Source organism: Pseudolactococcus hodotermopsidis, from assembly GCF_011170085.1.
GTDB classification, from domain to species: domain Bacteria; phylum Bacillota; class Bacilli; order Lactobacillales; family Streptococcaceae; genus Pseudolactococcus; species Pseudolactococcus hodotermopsidis.
Map to the genome: position 1 here is coordinate 16,131 of NZ_BLLI01000008.1, position 25,929 is coordinate 42,059.

Annotated in this window: 22 protein-coding genes; 21 read left to right on the plus strand and 1 reads right to left on the minus strand. The window is 39.7% G+C overall.

Going from position 1 to position 25,929, the window contains the following annotated elements; translation table 11 throughout:
- Positions 1-304 precede the first annotated feature (304 nt).
- The 16 genes from Hs30E_RS02435 to Hs30E_RS02510 all read left to right on the plus strand — a co-directional run bounded on the left by Hs30E_RS02435 (position 305) and on the right by Hs30E_RS02510 (position 18,780).
- Positions 305-1,669, plus strand: coding sequence for a citrate transporter (locus Hs30E_RS02435; protein WP_172207687.1), 1,365 nt, complete (start codon positions 305-307; stop codon positions 1,667-1,669).
- A gap of 251 nt (positions 1,670-1,920) precedes the next feature.
- Positions 1,921-4,050: a hydantoinase/oxoprolinase family protein gene (locus Hs30E_RS02440; RefSeq protein ID WP_172207688.1), complete on the plus strand. Its 2,130-nt coding sequence runs from the start codon at positions 1,921-1,923 to the stop codon at positions 4,048-4,050.
- On the plus strand, positions 4,025-4,786 hold the full coding sequence (locus tag Hs30E_RS02445) for a hypothetical protein (protein WP_172207689.1): 762 nt from the start codon (positions 4,025-4,027) through the stop codon (positions 4,784-4,786). Before Hs30E_RS02440 ends, Hs30E_RS02445 begins: the two co-directional genes overlap by 26 nt.
- A gap of 1 nt (position 4,787) precedes the next feature.
- Complete coding sequence (locus Hs30E_RS02450; RefSeq protein ID WP_172207691.1) at positions 4,788-6,068, plus strand: citrate transporter; 1,281 nt, start codon at positions 4,788-4,790, stop codon at positions 6,066-6,068.
- A 21-nt stretch (positions 6,069-6,089) separates the two neighbouring features.
- Positions 6,090-6,644 carry a hypothetical protein gene (locus tag Hs30E_RS02455; RefSeq protein WP_172207692.1) on the plus strand — a complete coding sequence of 185 codons (555 nt, stop codon included), beginning with the start codon at positions 6,090-6,092 and terminating at the stop codon, positions 6,642-6,644.
- Positions 6,645-6,719: 75 nt separating this feature from the next.
- A complete protein-coding gene (locus tag Hs30E_RS02460; protein WP_172207723.1) occupies positions 6,720-8,288 on the plus strand; it encodes a mannitol dehydrogenase family protein in 1,569 nt (522 codons plus the stop codon).
- Between the two features lie 21 nt (positions 8,289-8,309).
- Positions 8,310-9,380 (plus strand): mannonate dehydratase, encoded by a 1,071-nt coding sequence (gene uxuA / locus Hs30E_RS02465; RefSeq protein ID WP_172207693.1) that lies wholly within the window; start codon positions 8,310-8,312, stop codon positions 9,378-9,380.
- 75 nt (positions 9,381-9,455) lie between these two features.
- Complete coding sequence (uxaC, locus tag Hs30E_RS02470) at positions 9,456-10,862, plus strand: glucuronate isomerase (RefSeq protein ID WP_172207695.1); 1,407 nt, start codon at positions 9,456-9,458, stop codon at positions 10,860-10,862.
- A 2-nt stretch (positions 10,863-10,864) separates the two neighbouring features.
- Positions 10,865-11,752 (plus strand): aldose 1-epimerase family protein, encoded by an 888-nt coding sequence (locus tag Hs30E_RS02475; protein ID WP_172207696.1) that lies wholly within the window; start codon positions 10,865-10,867, stop codon positions 11,750-11,752.
- A 69-nt stretch (positions 11,753-11,821) separates the two neighbouring features.
- Positions 11,822-12,484, plus strand: coding sequence for a GntR family transcriptional regulator (locus tag Hs30E_RS02480; RefSeq protein ID WP_172207698.1), 663 nt, complete (start codon positions 11,822-11,824; stop codon positions 12,482-12,484).
- 16 nt (positions 12,485-12,500) lie between these two features.
- Positions 12,501-13,340, plus strand: a complete 840-nt coding sequence (gene kduI, locus Hs30E_RS02485) for a 5-dehydro-4-deoxy-D-glucuronate isomerase (protein WP_172207699.1) — start codon at positions 12,501-12,503, stop codon at positions 13,338-13,340.
- Between the two features lie 337 nt (positions 13,341-13,677).
- The gene (locus tag Hs30E_RS02490) at positions 13,678-14,466 is read left to right on the plus strand and encodes a gluconate 5-dehydrogenase (RefSeq protein ID WP_172207701.1); all 789 of its coding nucleotides are present in this window, start codon (positions 13,678-13,680) and stop codon (positions 14,464-14,466) included.
- Positions 14,467-14,537: 71 nt separating this feature from the next.
- On the plus strand, positions 14,538-15,182 hold the full coding sequence (locus Hs30E_RS02495) for a bifunctional 2-keto-4-hydroxyglutarate aldolase/2-keto-3-deoxy-6-phosphogluconate aldolase (RefSeq protein WP_172207702.1): 645 nt from the start codon (positions 14,538-14,540) through the stop codon (positions 15,180-15,182).
- A 14-nt stretch (positions 15,183-15,196) separates the two neighbouring features.
- Complete coding sequence (locus Hs30E_RS02500) at positions 15,197-16,204, plus strand: sugar kinase (protein ID WP_172207704.1); 1,008 nt, start codon at positions 15,197-15,199, stop codon at positions 16,202-16,204.
- A 39-nt stretch (positions 16,205-16,243) separates the two neighbouring features.
- Positions 16,244-18,004 (plus strand): cache domain-containing sensor histidine kinase, encoded by a 1,761-nt coding sequence (locus tag Hs30E_RS02505; RefSeq protein ID WP_172207705.1) that lies wholly within the window; start codon positions 16,244-16,246, stop codon positions 18,002-18,004.
- Complete coding sequence (locus tag Hs30E_RS02510) at positions 18,001-18,780, plus strand: response regulator transcription factor (RefSeq protein ID WP_172207706.1); 780 nt, start codon at positions 18,001-18,003, stop codon at positions 18,778-18,780. Before Hs30E_RS02505 ends, Hs30E_RS02510 begins: the two co-directional genes overlap by 4 nt.
- 116 nt (positions 18,781-18,896) lie before the next feature.
- Here the strand turns inward: Hs30E_RS02510 and Hs30E_RS02515 are convergent, their stop codons facing one another.
- Positions 18,897-20,186, minus strand: coding sequence for a glycoside hydrolase family 28 protein (locus Hs30E_RS02515; protein WP_172207707.1), 1,290 nt, complete (start codon positions 20,184-20,186; stop codon positions 18,897-18,899).
- Between the two features lie 301 nt (positions 20,187-20,487).
- Between Hs30E_RS02515 and Hs30E_RS02520 the strand changes: the two genes are divergently transcribed.
- The 5 genes from Hs30E_RS02520 (at position 20,488) to Hs30E_RS02540 (ending at position 25,658) form a co-directional block, all read left to right on the plus strand.
- Positions 20,488-21,387, plus strand: coding sequence for a carbohydrate ABC transporter permease (locus Hs30E_RS02520; RefSeq protein ID WP_172207708.1), 900 nt, complete (start codon positions 20,488-20,490; stop codon positions 21,385-21,387).
- A 1-nt stretch (position 21,388) separates the two neighbouring features.
- Positions 21,389-22,225 (plus strand): carbohydrate ABC transporter permease, encoded by an 837-nt coding sequence (locus Hs30E_RS02525; RefSeq protein ID WP_172207709.1) that lies wholly within the window; start codon positions 21,389-21,391, stop codon positions 22,223-22,225.
- Positions 22,226-22,261: 36 nt separating this feature from the next.
- A complete protein-coding gene (locus Hs30E_RS02530; RefSeq protein ID WP_172207710.1) occupies positions 22,262-23,590 on the plus strand; it encodes an ABC transporter substrate-binding protein in 1,329 nt (442 codons plus the stop codon).
- A gap of 137 nt (positions 23,591-23,727) precedes the next feature.
- Positions 23,728-24,819, plus strand: coding sequence for a glycoside hydrolase family 88/105 protein (locus tag Hs30E_RS02535; RefSeq protein ID WP_172207711.1), 1,092 nt, complete (start codon positions 23,728-23,730; stop codon positions 24,817-24,819).
- Between the two features lie 2 nt (positions 24,820-24,821).
- On the plus strand, positions 24,822-25,658 hold the full coding sequence (locus tag Hs30E_RS02540) for a sugar phosphate isomerase/epimerase family protein (RefSeq protein WP_172207712.1): 837 nt from the start codon (positions 24,822-24,824) through the stop codon (positions 25,656-25,658).
- Positions 25,659-25,929: the final 271 nt, after the last annotated feature.

Here is a 25,929-nt window from a genome sequence, read left to right on the forward strand (position 1 = left end):
CTAGAATGATTTTTTTTTGACCTAAAATATCAAAAATGCTATCAAACTAATATGTTAGTTTGACGAAAAAACTAACAATGAAAGTCTAAAAAGAGATAGATTTTTCAAAATAAATATAAATTTTCATCAAAAATAGCGAAAAACACTTGACAATCTAGTTTTGGAAGCGTATTCTATAAATAGAGTAACTGATATATCAGTTATGGGTGATTCTGCAGATTCTCCAAATGCTTGCTTTTTTCTGAATTGAAAATCAAGCCGTATTTTCCGCAATACAATTAATTTTTTTTAGGAGGGTTTCTAAATGGAAACTATTATTGGTATCCTCTTGATACTATCATTCTTTTTCATGGTTTGGTATTGTGTCAAGAACTACAATCTCATGATTGGGTTTGTCGTTATGTCAACTTTTTGGTTGGCACTCACGTTTATCGGGCATTCACTTGATCCGAGCATTGTCATGGAGGCACCGACCTCAACAGGTGATATGAGTAGCAAACTTGTTGATTTGTTGACTTATGTTTACTCGGATGGTCCCGCTAACTATGCTAAAGCTATGTTGGTCAACGTTTTCTTTGGTGCATTCTTTGGTCGTGTCTTGATGGACACAGGGATTGCTGCAACTTTGATTCGTAAAGTTGTTGAACTCGGTGGCGACAAGCCTAAAATTACCATGAGTCTGTTATGTATCGTAACGTCGGTATTATTTATGTCAATGACAGGGATTGGTCCAGTTATCTCAGTTGCCGTTATCGTCTTGCCAATCTTGATGTCACTCGGCATTCCAGCGCCAGTCGCCATGTTCGCCTTTATGGGTTCAATCATGGCTGGGGTTTTCTCAAATATGGTGCATTTCGCACAATATATCGCCATTTTCCAAACATTCAGCAAAGAGGCAATGAGCTACACTTACAATGACTACTTCACAATCGGTATTATCGGCACAATCGTGTCATTAGTCGTTGTCTTAACCGTCTCAATGTTGTCATTGAACAAGAAAAAATCTTACGCTTGGGCAGCCTCAGCTAAACAAGCAACAAGTGACGATGCGCCAATGATTTCATGGATTTCAATCGTTTTACCTGTACTGGGTCTCGTTTTATTCAAATTGCCAGTTATCTTGTGTTTCATTCTTTCAGCATGTTATGCTTTGATTACAACAGGCAACTTAAAAGGCACTTACACACAATTGTGTCGCAAATTTGCCAAATTGTTCACTGATGGTGCGATTGACGTAGCACCAATGGTTGGTTTCTTGCTTGCGCTATCAATGTTCAACAATGCAGCAACATTTGCAAAACCGTACTTTACAGCAGTAATTGGTGGCTTTGTACCAACGAGTGCTTTGGTTTTATGTCTTGTTATGGGTGTCTTGACACCGCTTGGCTTCTTCCGTGGGCCGCTTAACTTGGTTGGTGCGGGTGCTGCGATTCTATCAGTTGTGATTGCGGCGAATCCAAATATTCCAACAGCGTTCTTGTACCCTTTGTTTGCGATTACAACGATTGCACCACAACATTTGGATGTGACACAATCATGGGTTGCATGGGGCTTTGGTTACACGAAAGTATCATCAAAAGACTTTATGACAAAATCAATTCCAACAGGCTGGATTGTCGGCGCAATTCTTTGTGCTGTTGTCTATGTTTTGTATGGCAATTTAGTTTAAGGGCATCTCTAAAATCGGCTTTTGTTCATTTTCAGCAATTTTTTCATGCACCGAGTAACCGCAGGTGCAAAAATGGGCGAGTCTGAGTTTTTAGAGATACCCTTAAAATAAGCACAACTATAAAACCAAACATGAGATGTCGATGTAGTTGTTCGATAACCTGTTTGGTTTTATACGCGTTCAACTATAAAAACGGCACACAAATTTATGCTTGAATGAGTATATACTTAATAAAAATTGGAGATAATAAAATGGCACGTAAAGTAAGAATGGGAATTGACGTTGGTGGGACACATACCAAAGCAGTTGCTATTGATAATGAAACACATGAAATTGTCGGAAAAGTTCAAGTTAAAACATCGCATGATCACCCAAGTGGTGTGGCGGCTGGTGTTGTTGAATCTTTTGTGCAATGTATGGAAGAAAATGGGATTGCGCCCGCTGATGTTGTATTCGTTGCGCATTCAACAACGCAAGCAACAAATGCGCTTGTTGAAGGTGATGTGGCAAAAGTTGGGATTATTGGCATGAGTAAAGGTGGTTTGGAAGGATTCCTTGCCAAACGCCAACTGAAACTTGACAATATCCAACTGGAAGAAAAGAAACAAATTGAAATTGTCAATGAGTTTATCAAGTTAAAAGAATTGAATGAGTCAAATGCAACGGCTGCGATTAAACGTTTGGAGGGTCAAGGCGCTAGTGTTTTGGTTGCCTCAATGGCATTTGGCGTTGATGACGGATCGCCCGAAGAATTGATTCACAAAATTGCTGATGCTGACGGTATTCCAACGACTATGGCATCAGATATTACCAAACTGTATGGTCTGACACGTCGGACGAGAACGGCAGCTATCAATGCCTCAATTTTGCCGAAAATGCTTGATACAGCGACTTCAACCGAGGAATCTGTCAAGGGCGCTGGTGTTGAAGTACCGCTGATGATTATGCGTGGCGACGGCGGGGTAATGGAAATTAGCGAGATGAAAAAACGTCCTGTTTTGACAATGCTGTCAGGTCCTGCTGCCTCAGTTATGGGGTCGCTCATGTATCTGCGCGCCTCAAATGGTGTTTACTTTGAGGTTGGTGGCACAACGACTAATATCGGTGTTATCAAAAATGGTCGACCAGCTATTGATTACTCGGTTGTTGGTGGTCACTCGACTTATATCTCGTCTCTTGACGTGCAAGTTGTCGGTTGTGCGGGCGGTTCAATGGTTCGGGCAAATAAAACAGGGATTGTTGATGTTGGCCCACGTTCTGCCCATATCGCTGGTCTTGGTTATTCGGTTTACACAGATACTGACCAGATTAAAGGTCCGCGTGTTGAGTTCTTCTCGCCAAAACCTGGAGACCCAGAAGATTATGTTAAAGTCGTGATGGAAGATGGTTTTGAAGTTACGATTACAAATTCTTGTGCGGCAAATATTCTTGGCTTGGTTAGTCCAGATCATTTCTCTTATGGAAATGTTGAGTCTGCACGCAAGGCGTTCAAGGCTTTGGCAGATTATTGTGGCACAACGGTGGAAGATATTGCTGAGCAAATCATGGCGGCCTCTTATCGTAAGATTGAGCCAATTATCTCTGGCTTTGCTGAGAAATATAAATTGGAACATGACCAAATTTCCTTGGTTGGTGTGGGTGGCGGTGCTGCCTCGCTGATTACTTATTTCTCAGATAAGTATAAAGTTAAGTATTCAATTCCTGAAAATGCGGAAGTTATTTCATCTATCGGGGTGGCTTTGGCAATGGTGCGTGATGTTGTTGAACGGATTATGCCATCGCCATCGAAAGAAGACATTCGCGCGCTGAAAAATGAGGCTTTGAATAAAGCGGTTGAGTCGGGTGCAACGCCAGAATCGGTAGAAATTCATATCGAAATTGACCCACAAACCTCTAAAGTCACTGCCATTGCGACAGGTTCGACGGAAGTTAAGGCAACTGACTTGACTAAAGAAGTGACAGATGCCGAAGTGCTTGAATTGGCGGCAGAAGACATGCGCTTGAAACAAGACCAAATTAAAATTAAGACGAAAAATAACTACTTCTATATTGTCGGCGAAACAAAAGACGATAAAGAGGGACAAGCTATGCGGATTGTTGATAAAAAAGGCTTTATCAAGGTGCAACGGGCAAATGCCATGTTTGCGAGGACAACAGCTGAGTCTTATCTGGAGCAAATGGAACGTCTTTGGGATGATATGGCAGTTTACCAAACGGAGTTGATTGCACGACCAGACTTTTACTTGTGTATTGGTGCGCGTGTCATGGACTTCTCGGCGACTGATTTTGAACAACTCACATTATTGACTGATTTAGAAGTGTCAATGCTTGAACCAACAGAAGAGGTATTGATTGTTGCCGCAAATATTAGCCAAACTTAAAGCCTATACGGGCAAAAGTACTTTTGAGAAGTTGAATGATTTGGTCAAACCTCAGCCAGCAGTGAAGGCTGAGGATGCCGATGATAAGGAACTTTGGAAGATGCTGACTGATTTATTGCCGATTTCGGATAATGTTTGGGGTGAGGTTGCCTTTACTAAGGAATTGTTGAAAAAGAAAATTTCACCCGACTTGAAAGCAGAAATGATTGTCAAAGCAACGGCAGCAGGCGAGTTTATGGCTGAAAAGTGTCAAGCCAAATATCCGAATTTGTCAATTGAAGAAATTGTCAAGGCGGAAGGTTTGGTGCTGACTTATCATGCGGAGGAAAAAATTGGCGAACGTATTTTATTTGCTATGTATACGCCGCCAGATAAAATCGTTGTCATGAAAAATCCGATTATGGAAATTGTCAAAGCCATGCCGCATTGGAAAAGTGAAAATGAGATTAAGGCGATTGTCCTAGCGCATGAACTTTATCATCATTTGGAGTGTTCCGAGCCGAGTACTTATACGCAAAGTGAGCAGATTGTACTTTGGAAGTTACCGTTTTACGAAAGTAAGTCGCAGGTGCGTGCTTTGAGTGAAATTGCTGCCATGGCATTTAGCAAAAAGATGAACGGTTTGGCATTTTCACCAGCGTTACTTGATATAGTGTTATTTTATGCCTATAATCCGCAAGAGGCAAGAAAGATGTATCAAGAAGTTTTGGGGTTTAGTTTAAGAAAGGAAAGTTAAAATGTTTGGAATCATATCAGGGATATTGTTACTTGCCACTTTTTTGGTTTTAGTGGTTTATTGTATGAAAGGTAAGAATCTGCTCATTGGGTTTTTAGTTGCTGCAGTTGCGTGGTGTGTCATTGGTTTAGTGCCAATGCAAACGGTGGTTACGACCATTTTCCAAGACTCAGTTGCAGCTTATGGTGGAACAATCGCTGTTATTGTCTTTGGGGCTTGGTTTGGTCGCGTTCTTGTTGATACGGGAATTGCTGGTTATATTATCAAAAAAACAGTTGAATTGACTGGCGATAAGCCGTTGGTTACGACTTTACTTATCAACATTGTTTGTATGTTAATTTTTACCAGTGCCTTTGGTGTTGGTTCAGTTATGGCAATCGGGATGATTATTTTGCCTATTTTGATGACACTTGGAATAGACAAAAAAATTGCTGCGGGTGCTTATATGCTTGCGGTAGCGGGTGGTATGTGGTTAAATATTGCTTATGTGAGTCAATTTTTCGCTGTTTTTCCAGGAATTAAATATGACAATAGTTATATTCGTTTTGGAGCAATCGCGACAGGTATTCATTTGGCTATTTTGGTGCTTTATATTTTATTTAACTACGGTTTTTCTAAGAAGAAAAAAGTTCGTGCTTGGGCAGTCGCAAAACCAATGAGTGAGACAGACTTGAAAGGTTATGTTGTCATCGTGCCATTTGTGCCAATTGTTACAGTGGCGTTATTAAAATGGCAACCTGTTCCTGCCTTTTTAATGGGAATTTTCTTGGGCTTACTCCTAACTGGCAATTTGAAAAATTATAATTTAGCTGTTGCCAAAGTTCAAAAAACGTTATATGACGGCGTAGCTGATAGCGGTCTATTGATTGGGATGTTGTATAGTGTTAATATTTTCCAAGCTGCAGCAAAACAAATTGCACCTTTATTGCAAGATTTGTTGGCAGATTTCATTCCAAATTCGCCAGTTATCATCTTGATTGCCTTTTGTATTTTAGCACCGCTTGCCTTGTTCCGTGGGCCACTGATGATTTGGGGTTCTGGAATTGCGCTAGCAACGATTTTACAAGCTATGGGAACATTTGACGAGTCATTTTTGTTCATTATCTTTATGATTCCACCTGTGTCAATTGTGGCATCTTCTTGTCCGACACAATCATGGACAATGTGGGCATTGAACTTTACAAAAGTTGATACCAAGGAATATATTAAGACAAATTTACCATGGGCATGGGTGCTTACGGTGGCTTGTTTATTAGTTGGCTATTTTGTTTATTATCTGTAAAATAACATGGAAAATTATGAATTGATTGATGCCGAAACTAAGACTTGTGATGCTGCGTTCTTTTTAGACTTGATTGCGCACAGTCCTGCGCGAAAACTTTCGCTTGATGAAAAAATGGCTATCATTGAATCCTGTCAAGCGGCAGCTATTAGTCAATTTGAAAATTTAATCGAGTTGTCTCCTTTGTCGCATATTAAAAATTTAGGTTTTAAATTAGTAGAAGATGTGGCAATGGAAAATGTGCCAGTCTTTGCACTATGTCATTCGGCAGAAAAGAAGCTAACTTTGAATGCTAAAATGATTGAAAAAGTTGAGCAAAGACTTCAAAATTTTGCTAAAAGAGATGAAAAATGGGCAGTCAACATCAAAATTGTTGTCTTATGGCATGAATTATTTCATATGTTAGAAGAAAATGACCCGACAATTTATACGCGTAACGCATGGATTGAAAAAAAGTTTTTCAATCGCGTCAAAAAAGTACCGCTAGAGTGTGCAAGTGAAATTGGCGCTATTTACTTTTCAAAAATAGCGACTAACTTACCTTTCAATCCAAGGGTATTTGAATTATTGGCTTAGAAAATAATAAGAGGTAAATAAGTGGGAATTAAATTAAATAGAGGGTTATCTTGTCAAATTAGCGAACTTGCTAATATGGATGTGCAATTAACCAAGAAAAATTTTGAACAGTTGAAAGAAAATACAAGTGAGATGCCACAATGGATTCATTTTGGTGGTGGCAATCTTTATCGTGGTTTTCACGCTGAAGTCGCACAAGAATTGATTAATCAAGGCAAACTTGAAACGGGTGTAATCGTTTGTGAGACTTATGATGAAAATATCATTGATGAGGCTTATTATCCTTATAATAACGCCATTTTAGAAGTGATTATGCACGAAAATGGCGAGCTTGAAAAGAAATTGTTACAGTCAACAGCAGCAGCTTATTATTGCAATCCAGATCGTCCTGCAAGTTATGAGGCGGTTAAGGCGATTTTTGAAAATGCGAGTTTGCAATTTGCGACGTTTACGATTACCGAAAAAGGTTACAATCTGACCGATATTAACGGCAATTATACAGCAGTTGTTGAAAAAGATATTATTGAAGGACCAGATTCAGCTGAGCATACCATGGCGATTGTGGCAAGTCTCTTACTGGCACGTTTTAATGCGGGTGGCATGCCGATTGCCATGGTCACAACGGATAATTTCTCGCAAAATGGTCAGAAATTCCAAAACAGTATTTTGGGAATTGCTAAGGGGTGGGTAGCACAAAATCATGCACCACAAGCCTTTATCAATTACTTAGAAGAAGATAAAAAAGTGAGTTTTCCATGGTCAATGATTGATCGAATTACACCCAATCCATCTGAAAGTGTAAAAATTGCGCTTGAAAATGACGGTTTTGAAAATCTTGACTTAATTCATACACCAAAAGGCACGAATATTGCACCATTTGCCAATACGGAAGTTTGTCATTACTTGGTTATTGAGGACAGTTTTCCTAATGGTCGTCCTGAGCTTGAGGCGGCGGGCGTGATTTTGACGAATCGTGACACGGTAGATAAGGCGGACACGATGAAAGTGACGACTTGTTTGAATCCGCTGCACACATCGCTTGCTATTTTTGGCAACCTGCTAGGTTTTACATCAATTTCTGGTGAAATGACAGATGCTGATTTGGTGGCGCTTGTCAAAGAAGTTGGTTATGTTGAGGGCTTGCCAGTTGTTGTTAATCCTCAAATTATTGACCCGAAAGTCTTTATTGATGAGGTAGTAGGCAAGCGTTTGGTCAATCCAAATATTCCAGATACACCGCAACGCATTGCAGCTGATACATCGCAGAAAGTTGCGATTCGCTTTGGCGAAACAATTAAGAAATATGTCGCAAGTGATGTCTTAGATGTTTCTGAATTGACGTTTATTCCACTGACTTTAGCTGCTTGGGTTCGCTATTTGCTTGGTGTTGATGATAGTGGAGAATCTTTTGTCATAAGTCCAGATCCATTGCTTGCTGATTTGCAAGCGCAATTAAGTGGCGTGACTTTAGGTAATATAGGCGATTTACATGAAAAAGTGGCACCGATTTTGCATAATGAGAAAATCTTTGGTGTGGATCTGTATGAGGCAGGGCTTGGCGAGAAAATCGAAGGCTTTATTGCTGAGTTAATTGCTGGACCAGGTGCTGTCCGTAACACTTTGCATGATTTGCTGAATAAATAATGATTGAGGAGATTTTACGAAATGGAAATGACTTTTAGATGGTATGGCGCAAATGAAGAAAAGATAAAATTATCTGACATTCGTCAAATACCAGGCTGTAAAGGAATTGTTGGGACTTTGATGGATATTCCTGTTGGCGAAGTTTGGCCAAAGGCGCGCATTAAAGCCTTGAAAGAAGAAATTGAGGCGGCAGGTTTAACGCTGAAAGTGATTGAAAGTGTCAATATTCATGAAGACATCAAAATGGGTGTGCCGTCGCGTGATAAATGGATTGAAAACTACAAAACGACGATTCGCAATCTCGCTGAATTTGGAATTGAAGTGATTTGTTATAATTTTATGCCTGTATTTGATTGGTTGAAAACAGATTTAGATTTCAAATTGGCAGACGGTTCGTCAACTTTGTCGTTTGTTACCAAAGATTTGCCCGCCTCACCAGAGGAATTGATTCAAAACATGGCAGATGGTGCTGAGGGTTTTAGTTTACCAGGTTGGGAGCCTGAACGTTTGGCGCAATGTAAGGCCTTATTTGATTTTTACAAAAATATTTCTGATGATGATCTGCGTGCTAACTTTAAATATTTTATAGAGGCGATTATTCCGACTTGTGAAGAAGTTGGTGTGAAAATGGCTTGTCATCCAGATGATCCGCCGTATAGCGTTTTTGGCTTGCCACGCATGGTCAAAAACCGTGATGATTTGGACTGGATGATGAACGCAGTTGATTCAGCGTTTAATGGTATTACTTTGTGTACAGGTAGCATTGCTGAAGATCCTGCCAATGATGTGGTTGCGATTTTGGCTGAATTTACTAAACGTGGTCGGATTCCTTTTGCTCATGTGCGCAATATCAAATTTACTGATGTTGCGGCAAAAGACTTCTATGAGGCACCGCATTTGTCAAGTGATGGCTCGCTTGATATGTATGCGATTATGCAAGCCCTGCATGACAATGGTTTTGACGGCTACATTCGCCCAGACCATGGTCGCATGATTTGGGGCGAAACAGGTCGCCCAGGCTATGGTTTATATGACCGCGCGCTCGGTCTGACCTACCTCAATGGCTTGTGGGAGGCGCTTGAGAAGAAATAAAATAACTTAATATATCCCGAGACAGATGAAAATTTGTGTCGGGATATATTGCTAGATTAGAAAACGAGGAAAGCGATGTTTTTAGATAAAGATTTTGTATTGAAGAATGATTTTGCCAAGGAATTGTACCATGATTATGCGGCGAAACAGCCGATTATTGATTACCATTGTCATTTAGAACCAAAAGAAATTTATGATGACATCAAGTTTGAAAATATCACGCAAGCGTGGTTGTATGGCGATCACTATAAATGGCGTTTGATGCGTGCCAATGGTGTGCCAGAAAAATTGATAACAGGAAATGGCTCAGATTATGATAAATTTCTAGCCTTTGCTGAAAGTTGTGAAAATGCTATCGGTAATTCAGTTTACGTTTGGACAAATTTGGAATTAAAACGTTTGTTTGATATTGACGACGTTTTGACTGCTGAAAATGCGCCGATGATTTGGGAAAAAGTCAATCAGAAGATTACCGATGGCACGATGAGTGCGCGTCAGCTCATCAAAAATGCGCATGTTAAAGTCATCTGTACGACAGATGATCCTGCAAGTACGCTTGACTATCATCAAAAATTGGCAGCAGAAGAACAAGCATTTAAAGTTTATCCGACTTTCCGTCCTGATAAGGCTTTCGCCATTGGTACGTCTGCTTTTGCGGGAAATATCAAAGAACTGTCAGAGGTATCTGGTATAACAGTTAAAAGTTTTGCTGATTTGATCCAGGTTTTGGAAGAACGAATCGACTTTTTCCACAGTGTTGGCGGTCGTTTGTCTGACCATGGCTTTAATCCATTTCCAGTTAAACAAGCGCCGATTGAAGTGGTTGAAGGCATTTTTACTAAGGCCTTAAATGGCGAAACTTTGACTGCTGATGAAATTGAGTTTTATTCATCTGAATTGATGTTTAATTTGATGAAATTGTATCAAGCTAAAGATTGGGCGGTTCAGCTGCATTTACAAGCGACACGGAGTAATTCGACGAAATTGTTCAATGAAGTTGGCGTAGATGTTGGCGGCGATGCGATTGCTGACGGTTTTATTGAGGCGGCAGTTCAGAGCCTTTTTGACCGTGTCGAGCTTGCCTGTGGCTTGCCAAAAACAATTTTGTATTCGCTCAATCCTAAAGACCACATCTCGCTTATCGCTTTAATGGGTGCTTTCCAAGGTGGTCAAAAAGGAAAGATTCAGTATGGTTCTGGTTGGTGGTTCAATGATAATTATTCTGGCATGCGCAAGCAAATTGTTGATTTGGCTGAAGGAGGCGTACTCGGTAATTTTGTCGGCATGTTGACTGACTCGCGTAGTTTCTTGTCTTATCCACGTCATGAGTATTTCCGCCGTATCTTGTGTCAAGTTATTTCTGAATGGATGGAGGACGGTCAATTACCAGCAGACAGCAAATTGATTGGACCGATTGTCGCTAATATTGCTTATGGCAATGCAGCCACTTACTTTGGCTTTGATTTGCCGAAAGAGGTGTGAGTATGATTAAACTTGAAAATGAGCAATTTTTAGTTGAAATTTCAGAAAAAGGTGCAGAATTACAGAAAATTTTCAGCAAAGAAAATCAGATTGATTATTTATGGGATGGCACGCCTGAAGTTTGGGCAAAACATGCGCCAGTTCTCTTTCCATCAATCGGCAAGTCAAACAACGACCAATATACGCATAAAGGCACGACTTATGATATGCCACATCACGGATTTGCGGGAGAATTTGATTTCACGGTTCTTGAAAATTCGGCAACAAGTGTGACTTTAAGTCTATGTGATAATGACAGTACTTTTTCACGTTTTCCCTTTCATTTTGAGTTGATATTGCGTTATAGCTTGACAAATACTGGGCTTGCCACGCATTACACGGTTAAAAATTTGACTGATGAAGTCATGTCATTCTCATTGGGTGCGCATCCGGGTTTTCAAGTACCTTTGGGAAATGATGGCAATTTTGAAGATTACGTTGTGTCATTTGAGCCGACAACTGTTGTTTTAAAACGCTTTGAATTTGTAATGACACCCATGCCACATCGTAGTGGCGTTAGTTTAACGTTTGATGCTTGTGTTGACGGCAAAATCGCTTTGACACGTGATATTTTTGAGAACGGTTTGATTGTTTTTGACAATCCTGAGATAAAGTCTGTCACGCTATCAAGTCCAAAATCGGCGCATTCAGTTACAGTTGATACAACAGACTTTCCTTACTTTTGTTTGTGGACACAGACGAGTGACAAGGCTAATTTTGTCTGCCTAGAACCATTTTACGGTATCCCAGATATTTATGAAAAAAGTGCTGAATTAATCGTAAAAGACGGCAATTGTATCTTAGTGCCAAATTCTCAAAAAGAATTTCATACTGTCTTTTCATTTAAGTGATTCATTGCCCAAATCGTGTTTAAAATATGCTATAATAACAAGTATATTAATGAAAGGCAAGGTCAACCGATGAAATATACGAGTTTACAAGAGCAAGCTTATGAAACTATTCTGCATAAGATTATCTACTCAGATTTTGCGCCAGGACAAAAAATTTCCGAAAAAGAACTAGAAAAAATCTTAAAAATCGGGCGAACGCCGATTCGTGAGGCGTTGGTTCAGTTGAGAAAGCAAGAATTGATTGATGTTGTACCGCAAAGTGGCACTTATATTTCTAAAATTAACTTGAAATCTGCTGATAATGCGCGTTTTACACGGGAGCAGTTAGAGCGGCGCGTGATGGCTGAGTGTATTACGCAGATTGATGAGGAGGGAAAAAAAGCGCTGCTTTATATTATCGAAAAGCAACGTGAGGCAGCACTTAGTCGCAACAAGCGTGACTTCTTTTTCTTTGATAATATTTTCCATAAAACTTGTTTTGAAATTGCGGGGCGCGAGGAAATTTGGAATTGGTTGACAGCAAACAGTATTCATCTGGATCGCTTTAGGTGGCTACGGGTCGCTATTGAGGAAATGGACTGGGATGGCATTATCAAACAGCATCAGACGATTATTGACACGATTTTGAGCAAAAATATTGACGAGATGGACTTTATTATGACCTTACATCTTCACATGATGTTAGATGAAAAAGATTTCGTTATTTCTAAATATCCAGAATATTTCTTGTAACAAGAAAGGGACACATATGACAACATTAGACACACGCTATGCGCACAGTCCCAAGGACATTGCGCGCTTGAATACAGCGGAACTCCGCGAGGAATTTTTGGTCGAGCAAGTTTTTGTTTCGGGCGAAATTAAGCTCACATACACGCACAACGATCGCATGATTTTTGGTGGCGTAACACCCACAACGCAACCTTTGGAGATTGTGTTAAACAAGGAACTTGGCGTTGCTTATTTCCTAGAGCGCCGAGAACTCGGTGTGATTAACATCGGCGGTGCGGGCAAGATTACCATTGATGGCAAAACTGAATCTATGGTCAAGCAAGACGGCTACTACATTGGCAAGGAAACCAAAGAAGTGATTTTCGAGTCTGATGACCCCGAAAATCCTGCGAAATTTTATATCAGCTCAACTCCAGCCCAAAAAAAATATCCCAACGTCAAAATTGAGATTTCAGAAATTAAACCGATGAAAACGGGCGCAAGTGAGGCCATGAACGATCGCAACATTTACCAATATATCCATCCAAATATCTGTGAAAGTTGCCAACTTCAAATGGGGTATACGATTCTTGAGCCTGGCAGTTCTTGGAATACCATGCCGTGCCACACGCATGAACGGCGAATGGAGGCGTATTTGTACTTCGATTTTGACGAAGAACAGCGAGTTTTTCATTTCATGGGCAAACTAGACGAAACCAAACATCTGATTGTTGCGCCAGACCAAGCCGTGATTTCGCCGAGCTGGTCAATACACAGCGGCGTTGCGACAACAAATTACAGTTTTATTTGGGCAATGTGTGGCGAAAATATCACCTATGATGATATGGATTTTGTGGCAACTAAGGATTTGAAGTAGGACAAAAAGTGTTAATGAGCGTTCAGCACCGTAGGAAAATAGGAAATTTTAAGGTTCTGCGCTCGCGCAGGTTCTAAAATTTGTCTTTTTCCCTAGGTGCTGCTCATTAAAAACTGGATTAGACAAAAAGTGTTAATGAGCGTTCAGCACCGTAGGAAAATAGGAAATTTTAAGGTTCTGCGCTCGCGCACCCAACGCCTAAGCGTTAAAACGCTAAGGCACGTTGTGTGTAGCTACTTCACTAAGCGCTAAAGCGCAAAGTGAGTAGTCAGGGTTCTAAACTTTATCTTTTTCCCTAGGTGTTGCTCATTAAAAACTGGATTAGAAAGGTTATCAGATGGAATTTTCATTAGAAGATTATAAATTAGACGGAAAAATTGCCCTAGTAACAGGTGCAACTTATGGTATTGGCTTTGAACTTGCCTCAGCGCTCGCAAAAGCTGGCGCAACGATTGTTTTCAACGACTTGAAACAAGAATTTGTGGCTAAGGGCATCGCAGCCTACAAAGCAGAGGGCATCAAGGCTTACGGCTACGTTTTTGACGTGACAGATGAGTCGGCAGTCCAAGCAGCTATTAAGCAAATCGAGGCAGAAGTTGGTGTTATTGATATTTTGATTAACAATGCGGGTATTATCAAACGTATCCCGATGATTGAGATGAGTGCAGCGGACTTTCGTCAAGTCGTTGATGTTGACCTAAATGCGCCATTTATCGTAGCAAAAGCGGTCATTCCAAGTATGATTGAAAAAGGTGGCGGGAAAATCATCAATATCTGTTCGATGATGAGCGAACTCGGTCGCGAGACAGTCAGCGCCTACGCAGCTGCCAAAGGTGGTTTGAAGATGTTGACGAAAAATATCGCCTCCGAATACGGCCAATACAATATCCAATGTAATGGTATTGGCCCGGGTTATATCGAAACGCCACAAACTGCGCCGTTGCGTGAGAATGGTCATCCATTTAACGATTTCATTTTGGCAAAAACGCCCGCTAATCGTTGGGGAACGACCTATGATTTGGCAGGTCCGACTGTTTTCTTGGCATCTAAGGCATCAGATTTTGTTAATGGGCATGTTTTGTATGTTGATGGCGGGATTTTGGCTTATATTGGGAAACAACCTTAGAATTAAGAATTTGATACAGTCGCAAACCTTCGTAAGAAATTAATTTAAAGTTTAAAGATAGGAGAAAAGTGATGAAAAAACAAGAAATTTTGAATAAATTAGAGGCAGCAGGCGTGATTGCGGTTGTCCGTGGTAGTAGTAAAGATGAGGCTGTGAAATCTTCACACGCGCTTGTTGCAGGCGGGATTGTGGGTCTTGAAGTGACGTATACTGTGCCAAACGCTCAAGAGGCGATTGCGGAACTTGCGGTTCAATACAAAGGCGATGAAAAAGTTGTCGTGGGTGCGGGGACTGTGCTTGATGCAGTGACGGCTCGTCTTGCCATTATGGCTGGGGCAGAATTTATTGTCAGTCCGACTTTTGATTTGGCGAGTGCTGAAATCTGTAATCTCTATCAAATTCCTTACTTGCCTGGGTGTATGACCATTACTGAGATGAAAACAGCGCTCAAAGCAGGTGTGGATATTATCAAACTTTTTCCTGGCAGTGTGTATGGACCGAGCATTGTGTCTGGTTTCAAGGCGCCGATGCCGCAGCTTAATATTATGCCAACTGGCGGTGTTTCGCTGGAAAATATGGCGGATTGGTTCAAGGCTGGTGTTGTGGCTGTCGGGGTTGGTGGCAATCTTCTAGCACCCGCAGCGACAGGTGATTTTGACGGTGTGACAGCGATTGCTAAACAATACGCTGAAAAATTTGCAGAAATTTCTAAGTAAGTGGGTAGGCGAAAATGAAAATTGTAACCTTAGGCGAAATCATGGCGCGCTTTTCGACGACTGCGGGGAATCGTCTTGCGCAAGCTGAACACTTTCAAGTTGTTTACGGTGGTGGCGAGGCAAATGTGGCGATTTCGTTGGCGAATTTTGGGCATGAGGTCGCATTTGCTAGTAAAGTGCCAGAAAATCCGCTTGGCGAGGCGGTCAAACGTCATCTTAATAGCTATGGTGTCTCGACTGAGTTTCTGTTAAAGGGTGGGTCTCGTTTGGGAACTTACTATATGGAGGCGGGTGTCGGAGAGCGTGGCGCAGCTGTTTTCTTTGACCGCGCAGGCTCAAGTTTTGCTGAGATGCTTGAAATTGAGTGGGAGTTGGCTGAGATGTTCAAGGGTGTTGACCTTTTTCACATTTCAGGTATTGCACCGGCAGTTTCATTAAAATGGCGTGAGTTGACACTTGAGCTTGTCAAAGCAGCCAAATCTGCGGGGTGTCAAATCAGTTTTGATGTGAACTATCGTGGCAAAATGTGGACACAGGCTGAATGTGGTGCTGTGATTCAAACAATTTTGCCCTATGTTGATTATTGCTCGGCTGGTCATATGGATGCGCTTTATTTGCTGGGGATTCCAAAAGCACCCGAAGAAATTTCTGATAAATTGGTTTATTATTATGAAAAAATGTCAGCCTTATTTCCAAATATCAAGCTCTTTTATGCGACGAAACGTGAGGTTATCAGTAGTAGCCATAACAAATTGACAGGTCATATTTGGTCGAAAACTGATGGTATTTTCACATCGAAAACGCATGATATAACACCAATTGTTGACCGTGTTGGCGGTGGCGATGCTTTTTCTGGTGGTGTCTTGCATGGTTTGTTATCAGATTGGTCGCTACAAAAAACGATTGATTTTGGGACGGCTGCCTCAAGTTTGAAACATACGATTCACGGTGATACCAATCAATTTTCAGAAAAAGAAGTCCTTGATTTTGCAAGAAGTGGTTCGGGTGCGATTCAGCGATAGAATAATTTAATTTGATTGGCATAAATAGGAGTTCGTAAAATGTCTGCTAAAGCTAGAAGTCCGCATTCTTTAAATCGAATCATCAACACTTTTTATATTGTGCTGATCATGCTAATTATCATTTTTTCCTTACTTTTTTCTAGTCTGACGACTTCTCGGGAAATTGGGATGACGACACATGAAAATGCGGAAAATACGCTGAATGATAAATATCACACGATTAATAAAACCTTTGATCAACTGTTTGAACAGCTTGTGTTTTTAAATAACAATCCGAATCTCTCCGACATTATCAACGGTAAAGAGGGGGCGCTCAAGCAAGCGGTTACCATGAATGCCAATATCAGAAGTCTTTATTATCGTTTTCAAGATGTTCTGAGTTCGGTTTATATCAATATCAATGGTGGCGAATTTTACTTTTCGGGTGGGGCGATTACTCAGCCTTTGAATGCCATTGATTACACTGATTTTTTTGCTCACACCAGTATTGGTGCCCAGTATTTTTGGCTTGATCGGACACAAAATCCTTTTTCGACAGCAGATGAACCTAAAATTGCAATGGGAAAGACCATTGGTACGCTTGATTCTGAGGCGAATGGTGTGATTATTTTTAATCTGAAGTCTGACATGATTTTGGAGTTACTAAATGACGGACATATTACTGAAAATGGTGGGCTGTTTCTTATTAGCGAGACAGGTGATAGTTATCCTAAGCGTTCGACTATTCCTAAGGCGGTCTTGAAACATGATAAAACGGGCGATTACAATCTGACGATAAATGGGATGCGTTATTATACCTTATCAAAAAAATTTGAACTCAATGATTGGCGTTTGATGGCGGTTTATCCGCAAATTGATTTGCAAAATAATCGAACAGAATATTTGAAATTTGCTAGTATATTGATGCTTTTTTTGGCTATTATTGGCACGATAATGACTTTTGGTATTGGGCGTTTGATTTCTAAGCCGATTCAACAATTTGCGACACAGATTGAAAATACGAGCATTACCGAGAGTCATTCAGCGCTTTATTTAGATAAGAAATATTTCAAAGAACTTTCTATTTTATATCAAAGTTTTAATAAAATGATGCTTAAAAATGAGCAATTGATGGCAAAAAACCAAGAAAATATGACCGAGCGCAATAAACTTGAAATTGAGCTGTTGCAGTCGCAAATCAATCCGCATTTTCTGTATAACACTTTATATTCTATCCAATCGTTGAGCGATTTAGGCATGAATAAGGATGCGGCTTTGATGACGAGGGCGCTAGCAGATTTTTATCGGCAAGGCATTAGTGATAGTCAGATTTTGATTGACTTGCGAACGGAAATCAGTCATTTGCAAAACTATTTGACGATTATGAAATATCGCTATGGAGATCGTTTTACCTATAAAATTACTGTTGTTAATGATGAGATTTTAGCGCTGAAAATTCCCAAAATCTCTTTGCAGCCAGTGGTGGAAAACGCCATTTACCATGGTATGAAAGAAACCAATGAGCTAGGGCTGTTGCTTATTGAGTTGAAGGAGGTTTCGCAGGGTATTTTGATTACTTGTAAGGATAATGGTCATGGGATTCCTGATGAGAAAATTGTCCGCATTAACGAAGAAATTAATCGTCCAGACCGCGGTGGTGCACGGATTGTTGGGATTGGCTTGCGCAGTGTGAATCATCGAATTAAGAAATATTTCGGTAATGACTATGGGCTGTGGGTTGAGCCGTGCGCAAGTGGTGCGCTGATTAAGATTGTGATTCCCAAAGAAAGTTATCTTGAAGTTCAAATAGGAGTAAAATGAGAAGTTTATTAATTGTTGAGGATGAGTGGATTATCCGCAAAGCCTTGGTAGGACTACCTTGGTCATTGATTGGGGTTGAACAGGTGTACGAGGCAAGTGACGGGCAACTTGGCTTGAAAATGGCACTTGAACAGCAACCAGAAGTGATTATTACAGATATTAATATGCCTTTTCTTGACGGCATTGCCATGGCGAAACAGGTTGTTGAAAATCTTGCGTGTCAGATTATTTTTCTGACGGGTTATGATGAGTTTACTTTTGCGCAAGAGGCGGTTAAACTAAAGGCATTTGACTATATTTTGAAACCTGTTGACCAAGATATTTTATTGCCTCAAGTAGAAAATGCTTTTTGCTTGATTGAGGAGGAGCGACTGGCAAAACTTGCTATGCAAGAGTTTCAGGACAATCATGCGATTTTTGAGAGTGGCAATTTCAAAAATGGCTCTTTGATTGCTAAAGCTGTGACTTATATTGATGAACATTATGCGGATGAGGATATTTCTTTGCAAAAGGTTGCCGATGAAATTCATGTCTCGCATCCTTATTTGAGTAATTTGTTTAAGCAAGAAGTTGGGAAAAATTACACGGAATATATCTTTGAATGTCGGATGAAAGTGGCTTATCGTTTACTTGAAATGACGAGCGAAAGTATTACTGATATTGCTATGATGACTGGGTTTAATAATGCAAATTATTTTTCGAGTTGCTTTAAAAAGTGGCAAAATGTGTCGCCCAAACAATTTAGAAATCAAGTTCGTGAGTTACGGAAAATTTGAATGATGTGTTTATGGTAGTATAAAATGGAGGCTGGGACAAAAGTCGAAAATTAGCATAATTTAGCTAATTATAAAATAGAAGAACCGCATGAAATCAATGTTTTCATGCGGTTTTTCTATTTTTTTGATTGACAATGACGCATTTTAATTTCCTTACCATTTTCAATGTGAAAAGCCTTGCCCTCGTGATTGGCAATCGTGACGTGCTCAAATAGGAAATTTTGTACATTTTCAAGATAAAACCCTTGTTGTTTCATCTCAGAAAGACCAGTCATCATGGCAGGTAGAGCTGCAAGGGCCTTATCTTTCATGGCAATGTCAATCTGCTGAAATGTGATGTCTGAAATCGGTTGTTCTGCTAAACCACAGATGAAACCAGCTGCGGCATGAACATTTCGCGCCGTGATATTGGCAAAATGAATGCGCTGAAAACAAGGTGTATACGCATCAATCGGATAAGGCGTTTTGTCCCAAACGTATTTTTTATTGCCGTTAGGACCGCAGAAATAGTAAAGATTCATGACAAAAGGACAGATAACTTCTGTCATGATAATGTTGCTAATGCGAATATCCTCAACCGTGCCACCACGACCACGCCGAGATTTGAAACGAAAACCGCGATCTGTTTGATTGAAAATACAATTTGTGATGACGACATTTCTAATATCGCCACTCATTTCACTGCCAATCACGATTGCGCCGTGTCCGTGAACCATGGTGCAATTACTAATCGTGATATTCTCGCAAGGTTGCTTGTCAGCTATCGTTTCAGTTCCTGATTTGATGACAAGACAATCATCGCCGACATCAATATGGCAGTTGCTGATACGGACATTTTGACAAGAATCTGGGTCAATGCCGTCAGTATTTGGCGAATCGGTAGGATTTTTTATCGAAATATTATCAATCGTGATATTCTGGCAAAGAATGGGATTGACCGTCCAACTTGGCGAATTAATCAGCTGAACATCGCGAATTGTTAGGCGATTTGATCGTTCAAAACTGATAAGTTTAGGACGTGGTAACTTGAGTTCTGTTGGGTGATTGCGCTGTTTATCCCACCACAAATAGCCATTGCCGTCAATCGTCCCAAAGCCTGTAATCGCAATATTTTCCAAATCTTTACCGTAGATACAAGAGGCATGAACTTGCTGATTAACACCTTCCCAACGAGAAAAAACAGGCGGATAATCTTCAGGTTTATCGCTAAATTTCAGCACAGCACCAGATGCTAGATGTAGCTCAATATGACTTCTTAGGAAAATAGCACCTGTCTGAAAAACGCCACTAGGAATAATTACCCGACCACCACCAGATTGTGAGGCTAGTGAAATTGCTCTTGCAATCGCATTTGTTGCACTGGGGGAATTTTCGTCTAAAAAATCTGTTATCACATAATCAGTCATTGCTTTTCCTCATTTTTTTAGTTATTTAAGCATAAAAAGTCAACACTTTTGCCTATTTTTCGACATTTTGTCGCTTTTATACTTTAAACGAGTATAGCGTAATTTAAAGTATTAAAAGACAAATATTTTAAGCTATATTTCTAATATTTTAAGAGCATTTCTAAAAACTACTTTTGTTTACACGTTGTAATTCTTAAATTTTTATAGTTTCAGCATAAAATTTTTGTAGTGCCATGTAAGCGTTTTCTGTTATGCTAGTAACAGAGTTAAAAAGAAATATAAAATGATGAAAGGAAGTTTTATGAAAACAGAAGCGCTGACTAACAAACAAAAGTTTCAAAAAGCACCGTATCTGCTGTTATTGCCATCGTTTGTTTTAATTGCTGGCCTGCTCTTTTTTCCAATGGCGCGTATTTTTTATTATAGTTTGCAAAACTATGATATTTCAGCACCATTTTACGATTCATTTGCAGGATTTGACAATTTCAAACGCATTTTTACAGAAGATAAATTATTTATCCCGAGTTTAATCAACAGTTTCAAGTGGATTGTCTCACAAGTTTTTTTCCAATTAGTTTTTGGCTTAGGCATTGCCTTACTTTTGAACAAAAAGTTCAAATTTAGAGGTTTGACGAGGGGATTTGTTTTTGTGCCATGGGCGATTTCGGGTGTTTTGACTTCGGTTATGTGGAGTATGATGTATAATGAACATATGGGCGTTTTCAATGACATTTTGATGAAAATCGGCATTATACATGAACCTATGGCTTTCTTATCTAGTACAACGAGCGCATTTATCGCAGTTGTTATCGCTGAACTTTGGCGTGGGATTCCGTTTTTTGCGGTAACACTTCTTGCCTCACTGCAGAGCATTCCTGAGGAATTGTATGAGGCGGGCGCAATGGACGGTTCAAATCGTTTAACGGATTTGATTTATATCACTTTGCCACAGCTGAAGAAAACGATTGTTTTAACAACCTTACTCCGAACGGTTTGGGAGTTTAACAATGTTGACTTACTTTACAACTTGACAAATGGTGGTCCTGCCAACTCGACCATGACTTATTCAATGTACATCGTGAAAACTGCGGTTAATGGTAGTGACTTTGGTTACGGTTCAGCCTTGACAGTTGTGGCATTTATTATCTTGACACTGATTGCCTTGGCATATCTAAAATTATCTAAATTTGAGGAGGCATAGTATGCAAAATAAACGAGGTAAATTAGATAAAACCTTGACTTTTTATCTGCCACTTGCCACAATGTTGATGTGGACACTATTTCCGATTTATTGGACACTCAACACAGCATTCAAGCCCGAGGGCGATATTGTCAAATCACCACTTCAATACTTGCCTAAAAGTCCAACGGTTGATAATTTTATCAATGCTTGGCGAGATGTTGGCTTTGAAAAGTATTTCAAAAATAGTTTCGTAGTTGGACTTGGCACTGTTTTTCTAACATTGATTTTGTCTGTCTTGGCTGGCTATGCCTTAGCCCGCTATGATTTCAAAGGTAAACGAATTTTCATGCTTATCTTACTGATGACGCAATTTATCCCACGCTCAATGTTGATTATTCCATTGTTTGTCATGTTTAGTAAAGTTGGGTTGATTAGTAATCCAATTTCACTTGTTTTGGTCTATTCAGCGGTGCAAGTGCCATTTTCAGCCATTTTGATGCAAGGGTTCATCTCGGGTATTCCGCCTGAATTGGAAGAAGCGGCATCAATTGACGGTGCAACTCGCATTCAAGCAATTATAAAAGTTATTGTACCGCTGTTATTGCCAGGTTTTGTGGCAACAGGTATCAATATCTTTGTTTATGCTTGGAATGAGTTTGTCTTGGCTTTGATGTTGGTTAATACGCAGAGCAAGTTTACCTTGCCTGTTGGCTTGAGTTTCATGCTTGGTGAATTTAATATCAATTATGGTGCTTTGGCTGCTGGTAGTATCATTGCATTAATTCCGTCAATTATTCTATTCCTATTTGCTCAAAAACATTTGGTAAATGGTATGGGTGGCGCTGTTAAAGGTTAAAATTTTTATATTATAAAAATAAGGAGAGTATTTACAATGAAAAAATCAAAATTGATTTTAAGTATGAGTGCAGTAGTGCTATCAGCTGTTTTACTTGCAGCATGTGGTGCTAAAAAAGACGATTCAAGTTCTGCTGACAAAAGCAGCAAAAAAGATAAAGTTGTCAAATTAGTTTTCTGGGATGAAAATGCAGGACCAGATCGCACGCCGCTTTGGGAGGGAATTATTGACAAATTTGAGAAAGAAAATCCTAATATTGATGTCGAATATGTTGGTTTACCAAAGGATGAGGCAAAATCTAAAATTGATGCGGTAATTGCAGCAAATGATACGCCAGATGTGTCATCTGTTCAATCAAGCTGGCTACCAGAATTTTCTATCCGTGGCGCTTTAGCACCACTTGATGATTATTATGAAAAATCTGATATTTCAACGTTGATTAATAAAGGTGCGATTGAATTTAACAAAGAAATTGTTAAAGACGGCGGGCTTTATGGCATTCCTTACACGCAAAACTTGGATATTTTATGGTTGCGGGAAGATTTATTTGCTAAGAATAATTTGAATGCGCCTGAAAATTGGGATGATTTCTTCACAGATGTGAAGACATTGACAGAAGGCGATACTTATGGCTATACGATTCGTGGAGGTGCTGGTGGTTCGTTGCAGCTGCAACGTTTGATGTACGCTTATTCTGGTATTACTGACTACATTACCAAAGATGGTAAGGCGACGGTTAATGATCCAAAACATGTTGAATTTTTGGAAAAATATTTTGCCTTGTACCAAAAAAATACGCCTAAGAGTGATATTACCAATGGTTATAAGGAAATGGTTGCAGGTTTTGATACAGGTAAAGTAGCCATTTTGCATCATAATATTGGCTCATTTGGCGAACACAGCAAATCGCTTGAAGCTAATCAATTTGAGGCAGCACCATTGCCTAAATCAGTGAAAGGTAACTATGTTGCTGAGGGTGGCAATACAATTTCACTTGCGATGTTTAAAAATTCTAAACATCCAGATGAAGCCTTTAAATTGATTGAGTTTATGAACAATGCAGCTAGCCAAAGTACATGGAATCAAGCAGTTGGGCAAATTCCGACTAATTCTGATGTGTTAAAAGAAGATTGGATGAAAGATGCGCAGCATTTGAAAGTGGCGTTTGATGTCTACGATGATGATAGCACCAAATTATATCAACCACCATTTTATTTGCCAGATTACCGTTCAATCTTGGATAATAAAGTTGACCCAGGTATTCAATCTGTGATGAGTGGCGATAAGACAGTCAAAGAGTTTTTGAACGAATGGGCGGCAGACTTGGAAGCCTCAAAAGAAAAATATGACAAAGCGATGAAATAAATAAAGGCATGTCTGAAATTTGAGAAATCTGAGTTTTTAGACCTGTCCGTAAATAACTGTTGTTGAATTTTAGCTGATAGTTAGAATAAGACAGCAGTTATTTGATTATCAGTATAATATAAGGAAATGATAAAATCATGTTAAATAAAAAAGAATTACTTGCCTTAACACGCAAGGCTTGTGAGACGCTAATGGCGAAATTTACACCTGAAACTTTACCACCTGCTGGGCATTTTCATTATCATCAAGGGGTGTTTTTGGACGGTATGTACCGTTTTTACAAGCTCAATCACGAGGAGAAATACCTTGCTTATATTAAAAGTTATTATGACTCGATAATTGATGAGTATGGAAATTTGATGTTTGACCGTGATCAGTTGGATTCATTACAAGTTGGTTTATTACTCTTTCCCTTGTTTGAAGAAACGGGGGATGAGCGCTATCTAATTGCGGCGAAAAAATTGCTGCATATTGTCTACGGCATTAATAAAACTTCTGAGGGTGGTTTTTGGCATAAGGATAAATATCCTTATCAAATGTGGCTTGACGGTTTGTATATGGCGGGACCGTTCTTGTTGACTTGTGCCAAATATTTTGGCGAATCAGACTTGATTGCGCAAGTTTTGTATCAAGAAAAACTGATGTTTGCGCATCTGTATAATCGTGAAACAGGCTTGTTATATCACGCTTGGGACGAAAAATGTCAGCAACCATGGGCAAATCAGAAAACAGGGTGTTCGCCTGAAGTTTGGGGGCGGAGTGCTGGATGGTATGGTACGGCTTTGGTTGATATGCTGAAATTATTGCCCCCAAAACACCCTGAACGTGTTGAATTGATGCGAAAATTAGCCGCATATAGCAAGACGTTGATGTCCTATCAAGATAATGATAGCCATTGTTGGTATCAAATCGTGGATAAGGGGACGCACGCAGATAATTGGCTAGAATCTTCTTGTAGTGCGCTATTTGTCTACACAATTGCTGAGGCAATGAATCATGGCTTGATTGGTAAAGACTTATCTGAGGCGATTCAGACGGCATTGGCTGGTATTATCAAGCAAATGGTGGTCGTTTCTGGCGAGCATTTTGCGCTAAACAGTATTTGTATCGGCACTTCTGCGGGGACTTATGATTATTATGTGTCGCGTCCGACTTCTGAAAATGACTTGCATGGTGTTGCCGTCTTTATTTGGGCTGTTTTAGCGGTGTATGATTTATTGGAGGACTAGCCATGATGCCATTTAATATTGGAGTTCGTGCGCATGACATTTCGGCAAATTCTCGCGAGGAACTTGGGCGTAAATTGCTTGATTTTGGTTTTAGCCATATTCAGTTGGCTGTCGGCAAATCTTTTCCCGAATTTGCGCCAAATGTGACAGCTATTTCTAGTGGTACAGGACATTATCTCGGCGATTATCTGGGGAAATTAGGGATAAAAATTTCAATTTTGGGCTGTTATGTCAATATTTCTAGTCCAGATAACTTTGTTCGTGAGCAAGCAATTCAAGCCTTCCAACATCATTTATCGCTTGCGAATCAGTTTAATGCTAGTGTTGTTGGAACTGAGACAGGCAGTCTTGGCAATGGTTATACGCAGGAAAATTTTACCGAAACTGCTTATTGTGTGGCGAGAAATTCTGTGAGTGAATTGGTTGACTATGCAGAACATTTGGGGGTAATTGTTGGCATTGAGGCTGGCATTAATCATCCCTTATATACTGCTGAATTAGCCAAACGCTTGGTTCGAGAAATGGCATCGCCAAACTTGAAAGTGATACTAGATTGTGCTAATTTGATTTCAATCGAGAATTATCAATCGCAAGAAAAGGTTGTTTATCAAGCGTTAGACTTACTCCGTGATGATATTTGTTCGCTACATTTGAAAGATTTTATCGTTGAAAATGAGCAAATCAAAATTGTTCCTGTTGGTACTGGCATGATGAAATATGACCAAATCTTACAATTTTTAAAACGAGATAAACCACTGATGTTTGCAAGTTTGGAGGCAACGCCTGAGAAAAATATCCCGCATGCTTTGACACATTTAGCGCAAATTTATGATAAATGAATAGTAAAACTAGTGAGACAATACTTACTGAAAATACTATTAAGGATATAACAGAACTCGCAACAGATGTTCCTTTAAGAAAAATCTGTCGTAATTATAAGAGTTAGGAAAGTGACTAGATTAGGAGTATTTTCGATTAGGTTATGAACAAAATTTATATGAAGTGATAAAAGACGGCTGAGAAAATTGATTATATCAAGAAAAACGACTTTGAAACTTTCCCAAATAATAACTAATAAAATATCTATAAATTTAAGCGAGTAGGAACCTA

What these genes read in the sequence shown, in the direction of transcription:
- Hs30E_RS02435 (WP_172207687.1), top strand. Translation starts at nt 305, where the DNA reads ATGGAAACTATTATTGGTATCCTCTTGATACTATCATTCTTTTTCATG.
- Hs30E_RS02440 (WP_172207688.1), top strand. Translation starts at nt 1,921, where the DNA reads ATGGCACGTAAAGTAAGAATGGGAATTGACGTTGGTGGGACACATACC.
- Hs30E_RS02450 (WP_172207691.1), top strand. Translation starts at nt 4,788, where the DNA reads ATGTTTGGAATCATATCAGGGATATTGTTACTTGCCACTTTTTTGGTT.
- Hs30E_RS02460 (WP_172207723.1), top strand. Translation starts at nt 6,720, where the DNA reads ATGGATGTGCAATTAACCAAGAAAAATTTTGAACAGTTGAAAGAAAAT.
- uxuA (WP_172207693.1), top strand. Translation starts at nt 8,310, where the DNA reads ATGGAAATGACTTTTAGATGGTATGGCGCAAATGAAGAAAAGATAAAA.
- uxaC (WP_172207695.1), top strand. Translation starts at nt 9,456, where the DNA reads ATGTTTTTAGATAAAGATTTTGTATTGAAGAATGATTTTGCCAAGGAA.
- Hs30E_RS02475 (WP_172207696.1), top strand. Translation starts at nt 10,865, where the DNA reads ATGATTAAACTTGAAAATGAGCAATTTTTAGTTGAAATTTCAGAAAAA.
- Hs30E_RS02480 (WP_172207698.1), top strand. Translation starts at nt 11,822, where the DNA reads ATGAAATATACGAGTTTACAAGAGCAAGCTTATGAAACTATTCTGCAT.
- kduI (WP_172207699.1), top strand. Translation starts at nt 12,501, where the DNA reads ATGACAACATTAGACACACGCTATGCGCACAGTCCCAAGGACATTGCG.
- Hs30E_RS02490 (WP_172207701.1), top strand. Translation starts at nt 13,678, where the DNA reads ATGGAATTTTCATTAGAAGATTATAAATTAGACGGAAAAATTGCCCTA.
- Hs30E_RS02495 (WP_172207702.1), top strand. Translation starts at nt 14,538, where the DNA reads ATGAAAAAACAAGAAATTTTGAATAAATTAGAGGCAGCAGGCGTGATT.
- Hs30E_RS02500 (WP_172207704.1), top strand. Translation starts at nt 15,197, where the DNA reads ATGAAAATTGTAACCTTAGGCGAAATCATGGCGCGCTTTTCGACGACT.
- Hs30E_RS02505 (WP_172207705.1), top strand. Translation starts at nt 16,244, where the DNA reads ATGTCTGCTAAAGCTAGAAGTCCGCATTCTTTAAATCGAATCATCAAC.
- Hs30E_RS02510 (WP_172207706.1), top strand. Translation starts at nt 18,001, where the DNA reads ATGAGAAGTTTATTAATTGTTGAGGATGAGTGGATTATCCGCAAAGCC.
- Hs30E_RS02515 (WP_172207707.1), bottom strand. Translation starts at nt 20,186, where the DNA reads ATGACTGATTATGTGATAACAGATTTTTTAGACGAAAATTCCCCCAGT.
- Hs30E_RS02520 (WP_172207708.1), top strand. Translation starts at nt 20,488, where the DNA reads ATGAAAACAGAAGCGCTGACTAACAAACAAAAGTTTCAAAAAGCACCG.
- Hs30E_RS02525 (WP_172207709.1), top strand. Translation starts at nt 21,389, where the DNA reads ATGCAAAATAAACGAGGTAAATTAGATAAAACCTTGACTTTTTATCTG.
- Hs30E_RS02530 (WP_172207710.1), top strand. Translation starts at nt 22,262, where the DNA reads ATGAAAAAATCAAAATTGATTTTAAGTATGAGTGCAGTAGTGCTATCA.
- Hs30E_RS02535 (WP_172207711.1), top strand. Translation starts at nt 23,728, where the DNA reads ATGTTAAATAAAAAAGAATTACTTGCCTTAACACGCAAGGCTTGTGAG.
- Hs30E_RS02540 (WP_172207712.1), top strand. Translation starts at nt 24,822, where the DNA reads ATGATGCCATTTAATATTGGAGTTCGTGCGCATGACATTTCGGCAAAT.